General features: G+C 55.7%; 13 protein-coding genes and 2 pseudogenes. 4 read left to right on the plus strand and 11 right to left on the minus strand.

Annotation, left to right across the window (positions count from 1 at the left end):
• The 3 genes and pseudogenes from WS49_RS35875 to WS49_RS35210 all read left to right on the plus strand — a co-directional run.
• Positions 1-192 (plus strand): hypothetical protein (locus WS49_RS35875; protein WP_218921253.1); only part of this gene is annotated, 192 nt, incomplete at its 5' end.
• Between the two features lie 998 nt (positions 193-1,190).
• Positions 1,191-1,803 (plus strand): annotated as a pseudogene (locus WS49_RS20890) (IS110 family transposase); the annotation flags it as partial.
• A gap of 256 nt (positions 1,804-2,059) precedes the next feature.
• Positions 2,060-2,821 (plus strand): hypothetical protein, encoded by a 762-nt coding sequence (locus WS49_RS35210; protein WP_156441428.1) that lies wholly within the window; start codon positions 2,060-2,062, stop codon positions 2,819-2,821.
• A gap of 579 nt (positions 2,822-3,400) precedes the next feature.
• Here WS49_RS35210 and WS49_RS36525 read toward each other — a convergent pair.
• From WS49_RS36525 to WS49_RS20930, 11 genes and pseudogenes are all read right to left on the minus strand, one after another.
• The gene (locus WS49_RS36525; RefSeq protein ID WP_082725329.1) at positions 3,401-3,613 is read right to left on the minus strand and encodes an IS3 family transposase; all 213 of its coding nucleotides are present in this window, start codon (positions 3,611-3,613) and stop codon (positions 3,401-3,403) included.
• Between the two features lie 104 nt (positions 3,614-3,717).
• Positions 3,718-4,035, minus strand: a complete 318-nt coding sequence (locus WS49_RS35215) for a hypothetical protein (RefSeq protein WP_156437308.1) — start codon at positions 4,033-4,035, stop codon at positions 3,718-3,720.
• Between the two features lie 1,041 nt (positions 4,036-5,076).
• Positions 5,077-5,343, minus strand: a complete 267-nt coding sequence (locus WS49_RS35220; protein WP_156437309.1) for a hypothetical protein — start codon at positions 5,341-5,343, stop codon at positions 5,077-5,079.
• A gap of 839 nt (positions 5,344-6,182) precedes the next feature.
• Positions 6,183-7,186, minus strand: a pseudogene (locus WS49_RS33925) (IS110 family transposase); the annotation flags it as partial.
• A gap of 2,195 nt (positions 7,187-9,381) precedes the next feature.
• The gene (locus tag WS49_RS20900; RefSeq protein WP_059532901.1) at positions 9,382-10,179 is read right to left on the minus strand and encodes a DUF3050 domain-containing protein; all 798 of its coding nucleotides are present in this window, start codon (positions 10,177-10,179) and stop codon (positions 9,382-9,384) included.
• A gap of 774 nt (positions 10,180-10,953) precedes the next feature.
• Positions 10,954-11,631 carry a hypothetical protein gene (locus WS49_RS35225; protein WP_156437310.1) on the minus strand — a complete coding sequence of 226 codons (678 nt, stop codon included), beginning with the start codon at positions 11,629-11,631 and terminating at the stop codon, positions 10,954-10,956.
• Positions 11,600-12,196, minus strand: a complete 597-nt coding sequence (locus WS49_RS33930) for a type III secretion apparatus protein OrgA/MxiK (RefSeq protein WP_175981865.1) — start codon at positions 12,194-12,196, stop codon at positions 11,600-11,602. Before WS49_RS33930 ends, WS49_RS35225 begins: the two co-directional genes overlap by 32 nt.
• On the minus strand, positions 12,193-13,032 hold the full coding sequence (gene sctJ, locus WS49_RS20915; RefSeq protein ID WP_082722052.1) for a type III secretion system inner membrane ring lipoprotein SctJ: 840 nt from the start codon (positions 13,030-13,032) through the stop codon (positions 12,193-12,195). The genes WS49_RS33930 and sctJ overlap by 4 nt, the downstream gene beginning before the upstream one ends.
• Positions 13,033-13,035: 3 nt before the next feature.
• On the minus strand, positions 13,036-13,332 hold the full coding sequence (sctI, locus tag WS49_RS20920; protein WP_059532857.1) for a type III secretion system inner rod subunit SctI: 297 nt from the start codon (positions 13,330-13,332) through the stop codon (positions 13,036-13,038).
• Between the two features lie 23 nt (positions 13,333-13,355).
• Entirely contained in the window at positions 13,356-13,649 is a 294-nt protein-coding gene (gene sctF, locus WS49_RS20925) for a type III secretion system needle filament subunit SctF (RefSeq protein ID WP_257127640.1), read from the minus strand.
• The gene (locus WS49_RS20930; RefSeq protein WP_059532861.1) at positions 13,646-14,989 is read right to left on the minus strand and encodes a PrgH/EprH family type III secretion apparatus protein; all 1,344 of its coding nucleotides are present in this window, start codon (positions 14,987-14,989) and stop codon (positions 13,646-13,648) included. The genes sctF and WS49_RS20930 overlap by 4 nt, the downstream gene beginning before the upstream one ends.
• 324 nt (positions 14,990-15,313) lie before the next feature.
• Between WS49_RS20930 and WS49_RS20935 the strand changes: the two genes are divergently transcribed.
• Positions 15,314-16,066: a helix-turn-helix domain-containing protein gene (locus tag WS49_RS20935; protein WP_059532862.1), complete on the plus strand. Its 753-nt coding sequence runs from the start codon at positions 15,314-15,316 to the stop codon at positions 16,064-16,066.
• Positions 16,067-16,071: the final 5 nt, after the last annotated feature.

Raw genomic sequence — 16,071 nt, forward strand, 5'->3', positions numbered from 1 at the left:
ACGATGTGCGCAAACCATCGATTGACGAGCGGGTCGGACAGTTGCGTCGCGCACCGGAACGATGGTCGATCCATCTCCTGGATTCCAAAAACAAAAATGGCTGCACGAGGCGGACGCAAACGAAACAACCCGGCCGAAGCCGGGTTGAAAGTGCAAAGAAAGGGGCTATCGTGGTCGGTGGACAGCGACTAACTCGACTTGTGTCAATTTCGTCGTTCGCAAGTGGCTACCAATCATTTCTTCTATCATCCTCTTGCCTTCGGCAGTGCGCACGCCCAACGACTCGATAACCTCATCCCTTGATTTTCCACTCTGCGCCAACGCTGGCCCACGATTCGAAATAGCATAACGTTCCAGTGCCGTACGCGCCTTCTCACTTTGCAAACCCAACTCCGTTGCGATCACATCACACGACTCACCATTGCGCACGCGGTCGCGCGCGATGCTGGGAGTCGGACCGGCAGCCACAGCGAACTCCAAGAGCTCTCGAGGCGAGCACGGAGAATATGGAGAGTCCGAAGCTACCGGAGTTTCAGGAATACCGTGTTCCACTGCGACTAGCCGACAAGACGTACCGCGTATCACGCGGGCCGTCGCAATCACCATCGCGAGCTCAAGAGACGAATTTTCCGATGTCGCCTTTCGTAAATTGTCCGCAGCCGCGCGCACAAGTGCGCCCCCTTTTACGTAAGGTGTCTTGCTTTCATCGATCCATGTCGCGACGCGGACAAGGTCATCAGCCCCCCGTAGCTTGACGCAATTCGTCTCATCTGGAGACAGCGGTAACGTTTCCGAGCGCATCGCTTTCGGAAACTGGTCCGCACTGCAAGCGATTTTGACAATATCTGCGCGGACCTGATCCGCTCCAGGCTCAGCGTGCTCTATGGCTAACCTGCAAACCTTCTTGAGATCGATATTAGATACTGAAGCACCGCCTATGGGTAACATGGACGCCTCCATTGTCGATGGCTGCACTATCGAGCGGTTGCGCGTACCGCGCTATCGGATATTGATCACCTTGGCACGCGCCCCCGTTCGTGGGGCGGCGGGGCCATCATTGAGCTGCACGAGGCTTAGAAGATGTTTCAAAAAAGAGCGAAAAGGGCTGTAATGGGATGGTCACCCCACCTCGCAGCGAGTAGGCTGCTGAGACCTTTCCTCGGGAGGTCATTGCCAGGGACAACGTCACGATGATTGGGATTGATTTGGGCAAGCATTCTTTCCATCTGCATGGGCAGGATCGCGTAGGCAAAGTCGTGTTTCGCAAGAAGGTATCGCGGAAGCAGCTGCTTGAGTTCTTCGCCACGTTCCATCCTTGTACTGCTGTCATGGAGGCCTGCGCAGGTGCGCATTGGATGGCACGTAAGCTCAGCGAGTTCGGAAACGCCGTCAAGCTGATCTCTCCGCAATTCGTACGCCCGTTCGTCAAGTGCAACAAAAACGACTTCGTTGATGCCGAGGCTATATGCGAAGCGTGCGTCACGACCATCGATGCGGTTTGTGACACCCAAGACGGAATTCCAGCCGACACTTTCCGCGCCCCATCGAGTTCGCCAAGCTCCGGTTTGCGATCGGGTGTGCACGACCAACCAGATGCATGGATTCCTGCTTGAATTCGGAATCAGCCTCCCCGTCGGCCACGCTGTTGTGAAGCGCTTGCCTGCGGTACTCGCCGAGTATCGACTGCCGCCGCGCCTCGGCGCGATCCTTGACCGTTTGCATGAGCGCTTCAAATATCTTACAGAGCAGATTCGCGCTATAGAGAAGGCACTCGAAGGGCAGCTCACCGATGATTCTCTCGGTTGACGGTTACTGACGATTCGGCCTTGTACAGCCCGTTGCTCGTCTCGGTCAGCGCATTATCGTATGAGTCGCCGACGCTGGCCGCAGATGGTTCGCCAGTTCCAGTAGAGCGGGGTGCCAAATTGTCGAGAGTTACTGAGCAAAGACCATGTTGTAGTGACGAATGCAGAGTTTTGGACCATGATCGCATTTGAATAGCAATGCTCAGTGAATCGCGAGAAAGTAAAGTTTTCGCGGACCGACGGAGGAGGCAGATATGGACCCTATTGCGCGATCCGTACCATTGAGGGCTGCAGCTACAATTCGAGGGAGTAGTCCGCTTGCCGATATTTTATCGATTCGACGACAGATCGTTGAAGTTGCTTGCCAACAGAGCTTAATGCCAATGCGGGTCGAAGATCGACGAAATGCGGCGGTTCAGCTAAATAGTTGGGGGCGTATTAGGCTGCGTGACGATCTTACCCGGGTAGCGGTAAAGATTAGCGGGCGCGAAATACCTGAGCCTGTCAAACGAAATCTGGTGCGGCTTGCTGGAGAAGCGTTGCGTAATGCGACGGTGGCGGGTACGTCACTGGAACTAGCGGCTGAAATCGCACAAGCACGTGCGAAAGGTGGTGCGCGCTGCAGTGAAGTTGCGTGGGACCACGGAATCTGGCCGATCTATCCTGAGACTACAGGGAACGTGGTTCCGAAGGCCGAATTGTTCCAGGCTCAATTGGAGTTGCAAAAAGGCGTAATCGACGGACCGGCGGGCGAGCGCGTGGCTCGTGGAGAATCGTGTAAGACGGTTGCGCTCGAGCATGGAATCTGGAGCGAGTCGGCGCGGTTGGCACTGGAGCGGAAGGCAATCAATACGTCAGGGGTGAAAATGGCACTACGCGGTGAATCAGCGGCCGCGATCGCAGGGGAACTCGGGATTTGTTCCATACAAGCTCGAACGGAGTTGAGGGACATCGTCGCCTTCATTTATCCGGTGGTGCGAGGCGGTTCAATTGGAGGAATTTCTCAATACTTTTGAATCGTATTCGAGCATACAATTTAATGATGAATCTTGGGATTGGTGGTTGCGCTTAGCTCGACGATTGGAGAGTCAATTTGGAGATTTCCGTTTTCAAATAATTGAATTGATCAACGAATGCAGTTGACACTGCGATTGACCTGAACCTCGTCTACGCCGTTTTTTTAGCTTATGACCGCCTCGTACGGTGTTTTTTATTTTGTCCTATGCTCAGCTTGGCGGCTCGTCTTGGCGTAACCGCTTCGCCGCAAGCCCCGTTTCCCACGGACTACGTCACCTTGCCAGTGTCGGCCAGTCACTGCCGATTCGGCTTACTTCCTCTGGCAGCAGAGGGGGCACGCTCCGGTACTGCAACGTCAACTCCTCCGGAGCCCTGCATTCCAAGCAGGCTCAAGCAACTCACCTCCATACGGGCGGGCCACGCTGGTTGGGCGTACTATACGTGATGTCCGTCACCCAGATCTTGTTTGCCAGCCCAACATCGAAGTTGCGTTTAACGAGATTCGGCGCCAACACGGATGGCTTGCCAGCGGCGTAGTGCCGCGTCCGATAGTCATGTTGCGACATGATGTTGTTTTCTCACATCAGGCGGCCAACGCGATGCTTGTTGCACGTTTCTCCGGCCTCCCTCAGATCTTGAAGAATTCGGGGCGCTCCGTAAATTCCGTGATTGGCCTTGAAGGATGCGCGAATCAAACGCAGGAAACGCGAAAATTCCTGCGTACGATCAGAAATCGGTATTTGCAACCAAGCGTAGTAGCCGCGCGGAGTGACACACGTGACCTCGCACAATGTTCGAGTACCAGTTGGTTATCGACTGCCTACGAAATCATGGGAACTCCAGTGAAGCTGGTCGATCGTGAATTGAGTCATGAACCTATTCCGGGAACCGGGAGTCAGAGCGCGGTATCTTCTGCTGCGTTTTCGGGAATTTGTGGAGAGCAAGGATGGTAGTGGGTAGGATTGCTTGTTAATATTTTTATGAGTCTATCTTCTAGTAGGCCATAGTATCTATCCCTCGGATGCCATGCGTTGCCGGGGTGGTGAAGTGTCTCGTAATTTCCGGTTCGTGCGAATGTTTTATTGGCGATATGACTCAATGCTGTCGCCATTTGACCTGGCTTGCCGCGGTACAAGGCGAGTCTTGCATATGCCGTCGAATGATTGAATGCATGTGCTCTGACGTGCAAGATTGCGCGGTTGATGAAGTTCATGACAGTGTGTGATCCTTGTTCCATATTGAAAAGATGGCACGGCGCATCGGCGATTACCGACTGAAGTCGTGCTTCGAGCTCCCCCGCGACTCACTCGAGTCATTGGCAACGCTGATCATGCGCAACCGACGGAAGCGGAATCAACTGCTCTTAATGGGGGGGGGATTTGCTAGCGGATTAATCGACATGGTGATATGGGTTGAACATTGATTGTCAAGATTTGCGCATCAGCCTGGGCATGCCACTACCCTAAAGAGCTGGGTTTTGTCGCACGAATTGTTCGATATGCGAGGCCATGTCCCTTGATTGCAGGTTGCAATGCAATTTTGACCGTGAATCCATTGTGACGTTCATGCATATGGGATTTGCGTGAGGTGAAACTCGATAATCTCCTTTCTCGGAGGCATTTACCCCACTCGCTTTCTTTGGAGGAAGGCGAGGGCCTGGAGGTTTCGGCTGGCCCAGCTTTGCCGGGAGAGGTGTCTAGAAAGCGAGTAGGGCGGTCATCGGTGTCGCGCGTATGCATGGCGGCAATGCGGCGGGCGGTTGGCGATACGGCGTGCAAACATTGCCTTTCCAACCACGCAGCTTGTTGGCACCGACGCATGAGGTGTGGACTCCAGTGCCTGCCCACGCGACCGGTCTGAGGGTAAAGTAGGGCGTCGGTGCTTTCCGGTGCTGCGTGATCGACGACGACATGGCCAGGATTTTTATTAGGCAGCCGATGAACAGTGGCGATTGTCGCTGATTGGGCGATAGGAGGGCCGATTCCTGACGCGGGGACGTTGTTGTAGACGGCCGTACAGCGGTGAGAATGCGTGTGTCTACGCCGAAACTCGGTAATGGAGATTGCGTTCCTACGGGGATTGCATAGCGCAAGCGTGAGATTCAAGGCCGCCTTCTATACATCATGCGATGTACACCGTAAAAGTGAAGGTGAAATATCGATTTTGAGTGGAGATTGATGCGTAATTTTTCGAACTGCTTCTCCCTTCGAGGCGTTCGCCGGTGTCGATGTTCCACGTGCTGAGTTCGGGTCAACTACTGAACGCTTGGAAATGGATGTTCCGGTTGAGACTCGCGAATGGCTCTGGCAATTTGCCTAACATGATCGGCAATGGTTTGTCGACCAGGAATCAGGGATGGCATCGTCATGGCGATTTTGTCGAGACGGCTGCAATACGCGGGTTTGCTGATGAGATTGCGAGCGGCGAGGTCATTGACCAGTTCTTCGAGGGCGAGATGGTGCGCAACAAGGATGGCGGTGAGTTCGTTGCTGATATCGTCAGCTTGATCGTAAATGTCCATGCGAGTCCTTTTATACAGTAATCTATTTAACAATGATGCTATTCTACATAGAGTTCTGTCTTTCATCATATGCACTGGCTGATTCGTGAGCGATTTTTGAATGGAGGTATAATTAATGGCAACGTAGAGGCCTTGACGAGAATTTTGTAAAAAATATACGAAGGGCAAACCTTGTCGACACGATGGCAGTCGTCGAGGCGCCCTCCAAACGTGGGGGGGGTTCCTTATGGTTGGTTGAATTCCACTACTGAGAATCATTAATGATATTTGCGATATCGTTGACGATCGAAAATGGTTCGAGCTCGGAGCTTGATGTCCTTGTTGGCCGTCGTGTGACCGGCGGCTACCGCCGTGTTCTGATCGTAATCCTCCTGACCTGGCGAGCGAACTCGAAATGCGCGTCATCGAGCGTGACTCATTGTCATCGATCGCTAATGTGATGGGCGGGAAGATGAAGGTGCGACGGGTGAGGATTGTGCAAGATGTGTCCCGAGTGATGGCGCGCGTTGCCAACCAACAACCATTGCGAGGAGGGACGGGGCGTTGGACAGGAGTAAGGAGCCTCTAAAATCTATGGCCATCCCCATTTTTGCACAACTGATTTTTGACGCTGTGGTTGGCTTGCCTAAATCTGTCCGGCGTTGTTGTGGGGATGTCTCCCTGCGCCATGATGAGAGTCGCGCCTGACAATCCTGAAAAGCCGCACGGCTTCGAGAGCCAATTTTTACGTCAGGGTGCTTTTCAGGCCGTTGTGCCGTTCACGTCATCAAATTTCAGCAATCGCAAAACCAGGTGGGTGGACTTCGGTAGAGCGGATACAGAATCCGTTGGTCAGGCCGCACGGCCACCGATCCCGCGTCGAATACGGTGTTGCGGGTTGCTAGCGCCCACGCTGTGCGCGCCAGTTTGTTCACCAGTGAGCAGGCCACACGCCGTTTGAATGCCGTCGTGTCAGCATGGTGTGCCCAGGTGGCGAGCGGGCCGGTCTGCCGGGTGAGCCGCTGTATGTAGGCCCGGACACACTGCACGAGCAGGCGCCGGGTATTCTTATTTCCCTCTTGCCTATGCCGAACAGATTGGCTCTGCCCCCGGTGCTGTACTGACGTGGCATTAACCCGACCGACGCGGCGAAGTCTCGACTACTGCCGTACTGCTTGCCATCGCCCATTTCGGCGGCCAGTACGTTTGCCGTGGCTGGACCGACGCCAGACGATGACCGATCTCATCATCGGCCAGCTGACGCGACATCTCCTTATCGATCTCGCTGATCTGTCCGGCAAGTTACTTGAAATGGCTATGTACGCGGTCGAGGATTGCGACTAGGCGTGGAAGCAAGGCATGCTCAGCAAGCACGATCGGCAAGCGTGTGATGACGGCGTGGCCGACCGGCAGGCTGATGCCGAATCCCAGCAGGAAGCCGCGCATCTGGTTGCTAGTGTTCGTGTGGTCACGCACCAGCGAATCGCGGGCGCGGTGCAGGGCGGATAGTGTTTGTTGCGCTTGCGTCTTCGGCGTTACGAACCGCATAGCAGGGCGCGACGCTGCCTAGCAGATCGCTTCGGCATCGAAGAAGCCATTCTTTGCTACTCTTGACGAAGGGCAACACGAACTGCGGGGAGAAGAGTTTGACCTGATGCCCGAGCACTGCCAGCTTGCAGGTCATGTGGTGCGCACCGGCAAAAGCCTCCACCACTACTTTGCAGACATGGAAACTGGCGAAAAACGCTACAAGCTACTTGCGGCTCACCTTGTTGCGAAACACAGCCTTGCCGTGCCCGTCCTGTCCATGAAGGTGAAATAAGTGCTTGCCGCGGTCAATTCCAGCCAGCGTCACGTTTTGCATGATGGCCTCTCCAGAAAAGAGAACACCCTACTGCGTAACGCGCATGTTGGGTGGGGGTGACCATCTCATTAGCTGCTCCCGCTGGGTGGCCGAACTTTCCTGAGAGATCGAAAGGGCGTGATCGGAAGAACGACATTCACGAACCGATAGTCGCAGGTCTGATTCGGTATGCTATCGGAATCATCTGAAAGCAGGTGGCAAGATGATGATTCTGCTCGCGCGCTGTCATATGGCGTTTCTTTGCGCGACCCAAAAACCAACGGGGACGGAAATCGGCAGATGAGCAGGCAACGATCGGTGAAAAATGGAGAAGGGGCGCCGCCCGTAAAGAGCGGCGCCAACTGCAGTCTCCAACTACAGTTGCTGACGGGGAACGCCACTTAGCAAGCCGTCAGCGAGAATCATTCTATGATGACGATTGGGCTGGCGAAATCGGAAAAATGGTGAATGCGCATCGGAAGCGGCTGATTTTTCCGGGGGGGCAGATACTCGCGGGCAAGCAGCGTCGGAGCAGGGGCTGCTGACCGCGCACGAAGCATAAGGCATCGACCGTGCTCGGACTAGAAATCCTTTCCACCATACGGTGTGTTACCGATCGACCCGCTTGATCGAGAGCTGATCAAGGAGGCCGTCCGGATGATCAACTTCGATGAGGTGATCGCGCAGAGAAAGGGATGGATTTTGTCCGCAGAGCAGTCATGCTGGCGATAGCTTTTATGATGGCGAAAGCGATCAATAGTGATACCCAATACCTGGGTGATGGGGGCATCGGAGCACAACCGTAGGTTGGCTAAATACTGACCGCGCCTGAAGTGTCGGATTTGTTTCCTGTGCTGTGCACGACGTTCTGGTAGGTGTCCTGGGTAACCGTCAAGGTGAAGCGGGAGCTCAGCAGATACGCACTAATGGGCGCGGAATGTGGCGGGAAGTGGGCGAGAGGAATTCGTTGACGGTTCGCGCAAAGCAAAAAGCAGTGCTTGCCGGCCGGCAATATGACCATGAATGCGGTGCCGCCACGTCAGCCAATTGTACGTTCCAATTTGCATCAACACGAAAATCTACCCGTAGATACATAAAGGTAATGATCGCTTGGACTCCTATCAGATACCGAATGTCGGGAGGCCACGACGATATATGCCTGCTCCGTGTTCGAATTGCGGTCAGAAGAGACTTGACGCGCCCTTGTTTTCAAACCTGTCGATCTTCTTTTACGTTACGGACCTCCGTCGGCGTGTCGAACACTTTGTAGGAATTGATCTGGCCGGATACGGACGTCGTCCCGACCGATGCCGGTGCTCCAATGCTGACGAGCCCCTTGGCGATAGGTCGGCGAGATACAGACTGGGACATTTGTGTGACACGATCATGCCAACGCAATGCGCGACCGATAGGAGTCTGAGGCATTGCGCTGCCCATGATGCGAGGTGAGCTGCCGATTCCAACGCAGGTATTTTTTAGGTGCAGCGCACTGGAGAGACAGAACCCGTTGACAGCTTTCGAGCGAGAGAGGGGAGGGCGCAGTGGGGTGCTTTGGACGGCTCTCTTGGCCACAGGTGGGATTTTGGGAAGTGCCCGGATCGTCATGGTAGTTCCTCCTTTAACCAAGGTGAATTGTTGTCGATCGTCTATCGACTCGCTTGCAGAATCCGTCCATGCAAAGAACCAGTGTAACCATGCCGGGATATCGGGCCCAATACGTTATTGTTGAAAAAGCGATGCGCGAAAGCGGAGAACGGATTGAATTCGACACCTCAGGCAGTGCGAGGAGGATGGAGGGGCGCGATTAAACCCGTTTGGTATTGCCGCGGCGATGCTGGGGCAGGCGAGGTCGGGGGGAAGCGAGCGTAGGTTTAGGTGGGTGGCAGACGCGCGTGAACTGATCGAACGGCGGCCGGTGGCCTGCGCGGAGACGTCATTCCAACGGGGCCCAGCGGGTGAACTGTCATGCTCGCCAGCTGGGCGGATCTATCCAGCTGGCGAGGTTTGGGCGGGCAGCAGATTCCCAATGTCCCAAGCATCCATCGACGAACGGCGCTGCTGTATCGATGCCGACTGCCCGGGTTTCCCTATTTTTTCCGCAGGGTACGTGTTGGCTGACGCAATTCAACCTCCCCGATCAGCCGCCCAGTTTCATTCGAGCCAAATCAACGTCCGTCGACGCGACGCTGAATGGCGGAGGGTACGTTGCCGATACCTTAGCCAGGCGGGACGGCACTTGGTTGAGCGCGAAGATGGGCATTGAGTGCATCCCACAATTTGATTCGTGCGGTGACAGCAATGAAGCCGGCCTTGAGGGTGGCTTCCAGTTTGTGCGGTTCGCCTCCCGTGACGTCTTGAATCAGGGTGCGTGCGGCTGGACCATGCTCCGCGTCATCGACCTGGATGTGGCGCCTCAAATAGTAGTTGAGCAGGGGAATCTGTTGATGGTCGACTCGCCAGCGGTCCAGCAGCGTGCGGAACATGTCGGGAATGATGTCCTCCCGGCCGAAGAGAAATGCGCCGAGGACTTCGTGCGTCGAATTTTCCTCGCATGTTCGAAGGGTGGTATTGACGAACGTTTGAATTGGCAACGGGGCCTCTACGCGGATCAATGCATTGTTGACATCAACGCCGGCGCGAACCAGCTTGATAAAGTGTTGAATGCGGGAGGGTGATGCACCGATATCACGCATGGCGTGCATATAGAGATCAAAGTGACTCATGAAACCAAGTGGGGTGTGGTCGCATTCTTCTCCAAGGACGATTTCGTTGATCAGGCGGGTCGTGTTACCGCTGCAGGCGGGTATCCAGGGGACGGACACGCAGGTCAAATCGTTCTGTAGCCGTTTGAGAAGCGACATGAAATCCCAAACTGCATACACATGCCATTCCATAAAGGTCCGTAAATCAGGGTGAGACTGGATGGCGTTAAAAACGGGATGATTGACCAACAGGCGGCGTTGCATGGCAATCGCCGTTTCAATGGTGGACAATCGGGCCTCGAAATTCTCCATGGTGTCGATCGAAAAAGATTGGACAAGCTCGGGGCTAGAGATTAAGGGGCGGAGCAACGTACACCTTGTATTGAAGCAGGACAAGTGACGACGATGAAATCTGGCCGGTCGACTAAAACAGTGATCGGCACGTAGATATGATTATTTAGGAAGGCGGACGATAAATTATTGGCCGTGCATTGACAAGCTGTCAGAGCCGACAGGTTTGCCGCGAGTGGCTGTCAATGGGGTGCCCCAAGGGCGGCTGGTGGCGGAATCAAGGGGTTAAGGCGGCGCGTAGAATGATCGCTCGACTACAGTCGCTGGCGGGATCCGCGGCTGGTGGCGGTGCGACTTCGATGTCAGTGAATCGCCACCCTGCGATTGGGCAGCGTCGGACACTGCCTTGACCGACGCGATGTCCCAGGATTCGAGTGCAGATAAGGGTGTGCTCGCTGCCGCTCACATGCGACGGCAGGGTGACAGCATGGCGTGGGGCGGATATTGAGCTACGCGGCGTCCGATTTCACCAGCTTGGTTGAGTTGTCAATGTCGCACAGGTGCTGGGGTCGTCCGGATCCGGCGAAAAGATCTGGTTTTCCCAGTTGGCCAGCATACACTTCCACTCGAACTCGGCGGGAGTCATCGGGGTATTTTGGGTGGCGTAAGGTGAGCCGGAGGATTGTTGGTGAGTTGCGGTAAGTCGCTGATCGAGAGAGGGAGGCGGCGTTGAGCCGGAGGGATTTCCCTCGGATGCGAGGTGACGTACAAGCGATGAAATTGGGTGCATGGTGATTATTCCTTGCATTTGGGATTAACAAGCAGGGCGTCATACTGTTGCAGAGCACTATCAAGAAAGTGTCGCGTCAGGTTGCGAGTCCTGGCAGCTTGTAACGGATGGTCCACGGCGCGCAAGGTCGTTTGGACGATTGAATCCGCCACGGTGGTGGTGTCAAATTCAACAACCTCGTCTCCCCATCGGACGGCGAAAACCGTACCATCGACAAGGTCGATTTGCGCGGATACACCGGCCTGTTCGAGTTGTTGGCGTAAAGCGGGCCTGATTGCCTTCGCATGTTGCGGCAGGGAAACGGACATTGGTGCGGACCGGTACGTTTCTCGCTGGCGAATTAGGTCTTCGGTGAGGCGCATAAGCCACGTCGGATCGTCGAGATGGCCGGCCAGGGTATGCGTGACGTTCGCTACCACCTGATCGTGGAGCGTCACCTGCCAGCGTTCACAATTCGCAAAATAGGTTGCGACGAGAGCGGCGGCTTGAGCCAGTCCAGCCTCATGACCTTGCAAAAAAGCGTGGTCGCGGCGAGCTTGTGCTGCTTTTTCCGCGTCATGGACGAGGCCTTTGGCACGATGCTGAGCGTCCTTGAGCAGATTGGTCGCGCGCGTGGCGCGTCGCAACGACGCGTATGGTATGACCGCGTTGTCAACCAGCGGTAGGTCGGGGAGTTGGCGCATGGGTGTCAAGGGCATAGTGATGAGCAAGCGAGAAAAGAAACGGTGGGATGGCCGTGTCGGTCGACGGATTGCGCAGTTGCTCCGTGAGCGAGCGGGTGACGCTGGAGGGAAACAGTAACGGCAACCGGGCACGCAAGGCCGGGGGCATGCGCCGAAATACCGGAGCGAGACAAGCTGATCCGGCTGCGAAGATGTCGCTCTCCTGCAGACGGATGCCAGCATCCATGGTCGGAACGGCCGGCACCCGGATCAGTAAGAATTGACGAGCGAGTTCATCGAGTCTTGGGTACCATGCCTGCTCGATGAGTGGAGTGCGCACGCGCAACAAGCCGAGCAGATAGCAGATCCGTCGCAGGTGCGACCACGATCGCACACACGTGATGATGTCGGGATCGTGTCGGAACGCGAAGTCACACGAGACTGGTAAGGCCCAGTGCTCGATCAACCACTGATTGGCAAGCGACTTGGGTAGTCGCGTCAGGTCAAGGCCATGGAGTTGATGATGGTCCGGATCTGTGTATCGGAGCGGCGCGTACAGAATCGGGAACAGTGCGCGTGGATTCACGACGGTCTCTCCGTCGTGGTGGCAACAGAGGTGGTCGGCGCAGCAACGGTTGGTTCTGCATGTTCGTTTTCGAGTGTTGCGTCGTCTTCGCTTCGACGCAGGCTCGGCAGCAGTGCCCGCACCGACGTGCCAGGGGTTTTGCGGTATCGCCACCAGAGACCTGCAGCGAGGCTCGCGAGGAGCGCGGGAATCGCCAGCAGACCGTATAGCCACGTCGGCGAAACAGATCGAGGTTCGGTCGCAGCGGCCCGGAAAATCGCGGGGGCACGATAGAGAATGACGGAGATATCGTCATAATCGATATGGGAAAAGCTATTCTTGATGAAACGCTTGACTTCGCTGACGAGTACCGCCTGATCGACATCGTTGCGGTAGGTGATCAACGCCGATACGTGCATATTGGGCTCGCTTTTGATGAGCTCGGATTGTTGCAGCGGATAGCTCACCTGAACGCGCGCGCTGACAACGTTGTGCATCGCGGCTAGATTCTCTTCGAGGCGCTGCTCGACGGCGGACAGCAATCGAGCTTGCTCTGCCTGGGGGGACGCGACGAGGGAGTCGGACGGGAAAGCCTGGGCAATCTCAACACGCGGGGGAGAGGGCAGGTTGTATTTGTCCAGGAGGTCGACCGACGCCGGGAAATCGGTTTGCCCAACATCGACCGCATATCCGGATTTGCCTTGATCGACTTTCGCGACGTGGATGTCGTGTGCTTGCAGAACGGCAACCACTTCATTCGCCTGTGATTCGGATAGGCCGTGCAGCAGCGCCTGCTGATTGCAGGCGCTGAGCAGGCAGACGATTGGGAGGATCCCATATCTGACTAGGCGATTCATTGCTTATTGAGCCTTCACCAGCGTTTCGACGGCGGAAATGGCTTTGCGTGATAGCTCGCCCGCCATCGTAATCTCGATGTTGTAGTCGGACATTGCTGCTTGCAGTTTCGCCAGATGAGAAGGATCGCTCGGATCACCCGCAATGACGTGATTGATGGCCGCCATATGGGTATTGGCGGAATTGTTCATATGCTGGAACGCTTGCTGCACCATGTCGTCGAGTGATGCCGGAGCATGAGCGGATTCGACAGGGGAAACATCGAAGACCGCCGGCGCGCCGTGAATGGACGGAATAGACATAAACACAACTCCGGAAGGATGATTTAACGATAGTTCCCGAGGATCGTCTTGTCGACATCTGACAACGCGTGAACGGTACTCGTCTGTGCATTGCGGTAGATGCTGAATTCGGATACAACTTCCTGATATTGCGCAAGGTAGACCGGGTCGCTGGGCGAAGTCGACAGCATACTCATGGCCTGCTTCATTTGATTGCTCAGATCGCCAACGCCCGTATCGAAAGCTGCACCTGCGTTCCAGATATAGTCACCGTCGGCAGGCTTTAGATCTGTACCCAACATATTCGAAGAATTAGGAAAGCTTACGTTCATACTCATATCACTCCATTGAGAGGTTGAGGAAAATACCAAGAATCAGGATGGACCAGAATGTAGCGGCCATCACCGTCCCAGTAGGATTTGTCGTTGAGCCGGCTCGGACGCATCGCGATATCGAAATTGACATAACGTGTTCCCCAAAGCTGGCTGAAACGCAAAACTCGGTTTTGCAGGGCGGCCAATTGCGTATCCGTAGGCGAGCCGAGCAATTCAAACGTGACGCCCTGAGGGCGCGGGGTGACCCGATAGTGGGCATCGATCGCGTCGAGCATCGTACGCGCGGACTGTTCGATCGTCTGCATGTTGGTGACGAGCACCTGGGGCCGCGTAGCATAAGGCACAAGCTGTTGAACCTGTTGCTCAAGCCGTGACACATCAATGCGGGCATCGGTGCCACCCATCACAACCACGGTGGGTGAGGCGGGTGTATCCAGCCGGATCGACACGACGGTAATGCCCTGCGTGATCAACTGGTGCTCCAGTTGCCGTTTCTCCCTGGCGAGCGACGTGACTTGGACGTGTCGGGTTGGCGACGCCTTGAGCAGTGCCTGTCGATCCCAGTCAGCGCCGTCATCGGTGCTGCTGATTACATGAATAATTCCATCGCGGCCGGGCAGTATTGCATTTGGCGCCGGAGCTTGGGCCAGCATATTGGCGACGGTGGCCAATTGTCGCGACGAAACGTAGGAATGCACTTGCCAATATCCGATGCCAGTGAGGATCGCGACGAGCACGATCGCCAGCAACGCAACCCATCGGTAATGAACGCGCCGCGCTTTGGCGTCGACAGCCGATTCGGGTTGGCACGCCGATCCTGGCCCATCGGACTCCACCGCCGGCGAGAAGTTCAGCACCGCATCGCTCCAAGACTCATCGACGTGCTTGACTGCAAAAGCAACTGCGCCATGGCGCAGCGGCGCATTGTGCGCGAACGACAAGCACTCGATTTGATCGTGCCCCACAAATTCAACCTGATGCGTGTTCCAGTGAGGTTCGCCATCCGGATCAGGATGCACGCCATCCGATGACAGGCGCAGGCGGAAGTGGCCAGTCGAGCCTGGATACGGAATGTAGAGCACGTTTGTGGCCTGCTCGAGTGCGCAGACCGTGCTGCGTTCGCCAGGAGCGGTGGCTGGTACATCGTTTCCCACATGGAAGAACACCTCGCTTTCCGGCAACCGAATATCGACGCCGAAGAGGGGGCCGAACAGGATGCGCAGCTGATACGCGTGGCGCGCCGGAGAATCATTTTCCGGGAGCGATTGCGTAAATGCGGTGCCGCTGTCGTGCGAGGTGTCCTCCGGGGCTAGATGAAAAGGTGAGGTGTCGAGATGAGTCATCCAAAAAGAGCTAGAAAAATGAGCGCGTCAGTGCCTGCGGGCGCCGCCCAAGTGAAATGGAGTAATGGATTATGCGGAAGGGAGTGGGGGCGTGGCATGAAAAATCGATGATTTGTTTATCAATTCATCCTGATGCTGATCTGACAGCGGGACAAATCACCGAACACGGCAGAGGATATATCTATTTCAATATCGGATTTTTCTTAAAATCGCTAAACGGTGTTGGGCGAATATTGCTCGAATGATAACCTCCGTACTGAAATAAATTGTCGGCGAATCGGCGGTCATCCTTCGATTTCATGCCGATGCATCGGAGGTCAAAGCATGGAACTGGCTCGGGCAGTACGTTTGGGGTGGCATATGGTGCGCGTCGCGCAGCCACGTGCTTTCAGGCGGCCGTCGGTATTGGTAATCCGGCCGGTCACGGATTCCGTCTTGCTGGAGGTCGTGACATCCAGTGAGCGTCGGTGCACCACGTCGGTCACTGACAGCAAATCGCTCCTCGTAGCGGGCGTGCACGAATTCGAAGTCACCGCTCGAACTGGCGCATGGCGCTATCAGCGTATTCCATTGTCGCTGCTCGCGAAATTGCTGGCGTTTATCGAAGCGGGTTTTGCCATGCCTGCCTCGGCGGGCGAGAGGGGCACGGTGTCGTTGATCGAGGTGCCGGGCGGCTTGAGTGCTGACCATATCGAGCGATGGATGGTCGAGCGGGCCATCGAGCGCGATGGACAGATGGCGGCGTTATTCGAATTGCTGCGCGCGAACGAGAGCTATGGCCTTGTGCGGTTCCTGCTGGCGGAGCGCTTGAGTTTCAAATCTGTGACAGATCTCAGTCGCCAATACGGCGTATCGGAATCGCATTTTAGACGTCTGTGCCGGCAAGCGCTGGGGACAAGCCTGAAGGGCGAATTGCGTCGCTGGCGCGCGGCCGGGGTGGTGCTGGGGATTGTGGATGAGCGCAAGTCGCTTACCGAGTTGGCGATCGGCTCCGGGTTTTCATCGTCGTCACATCTGTCAAAAGAGGTGAAGGACTTTTTGGGTATTTCACCTTGCAAGATACGGCAAGGTCAATAAGGATA

This window comes from Burkholderia sp. RF7-non_BP4 (assembly GCF_001521935.1).
GTDB classification, from domain to species: Bacteria; Pseudomonadota; Gammaproteobacteria; order Burkholderiales; family Burkholderiaceae; genus Burkholderia; species Burkholderia diffusa.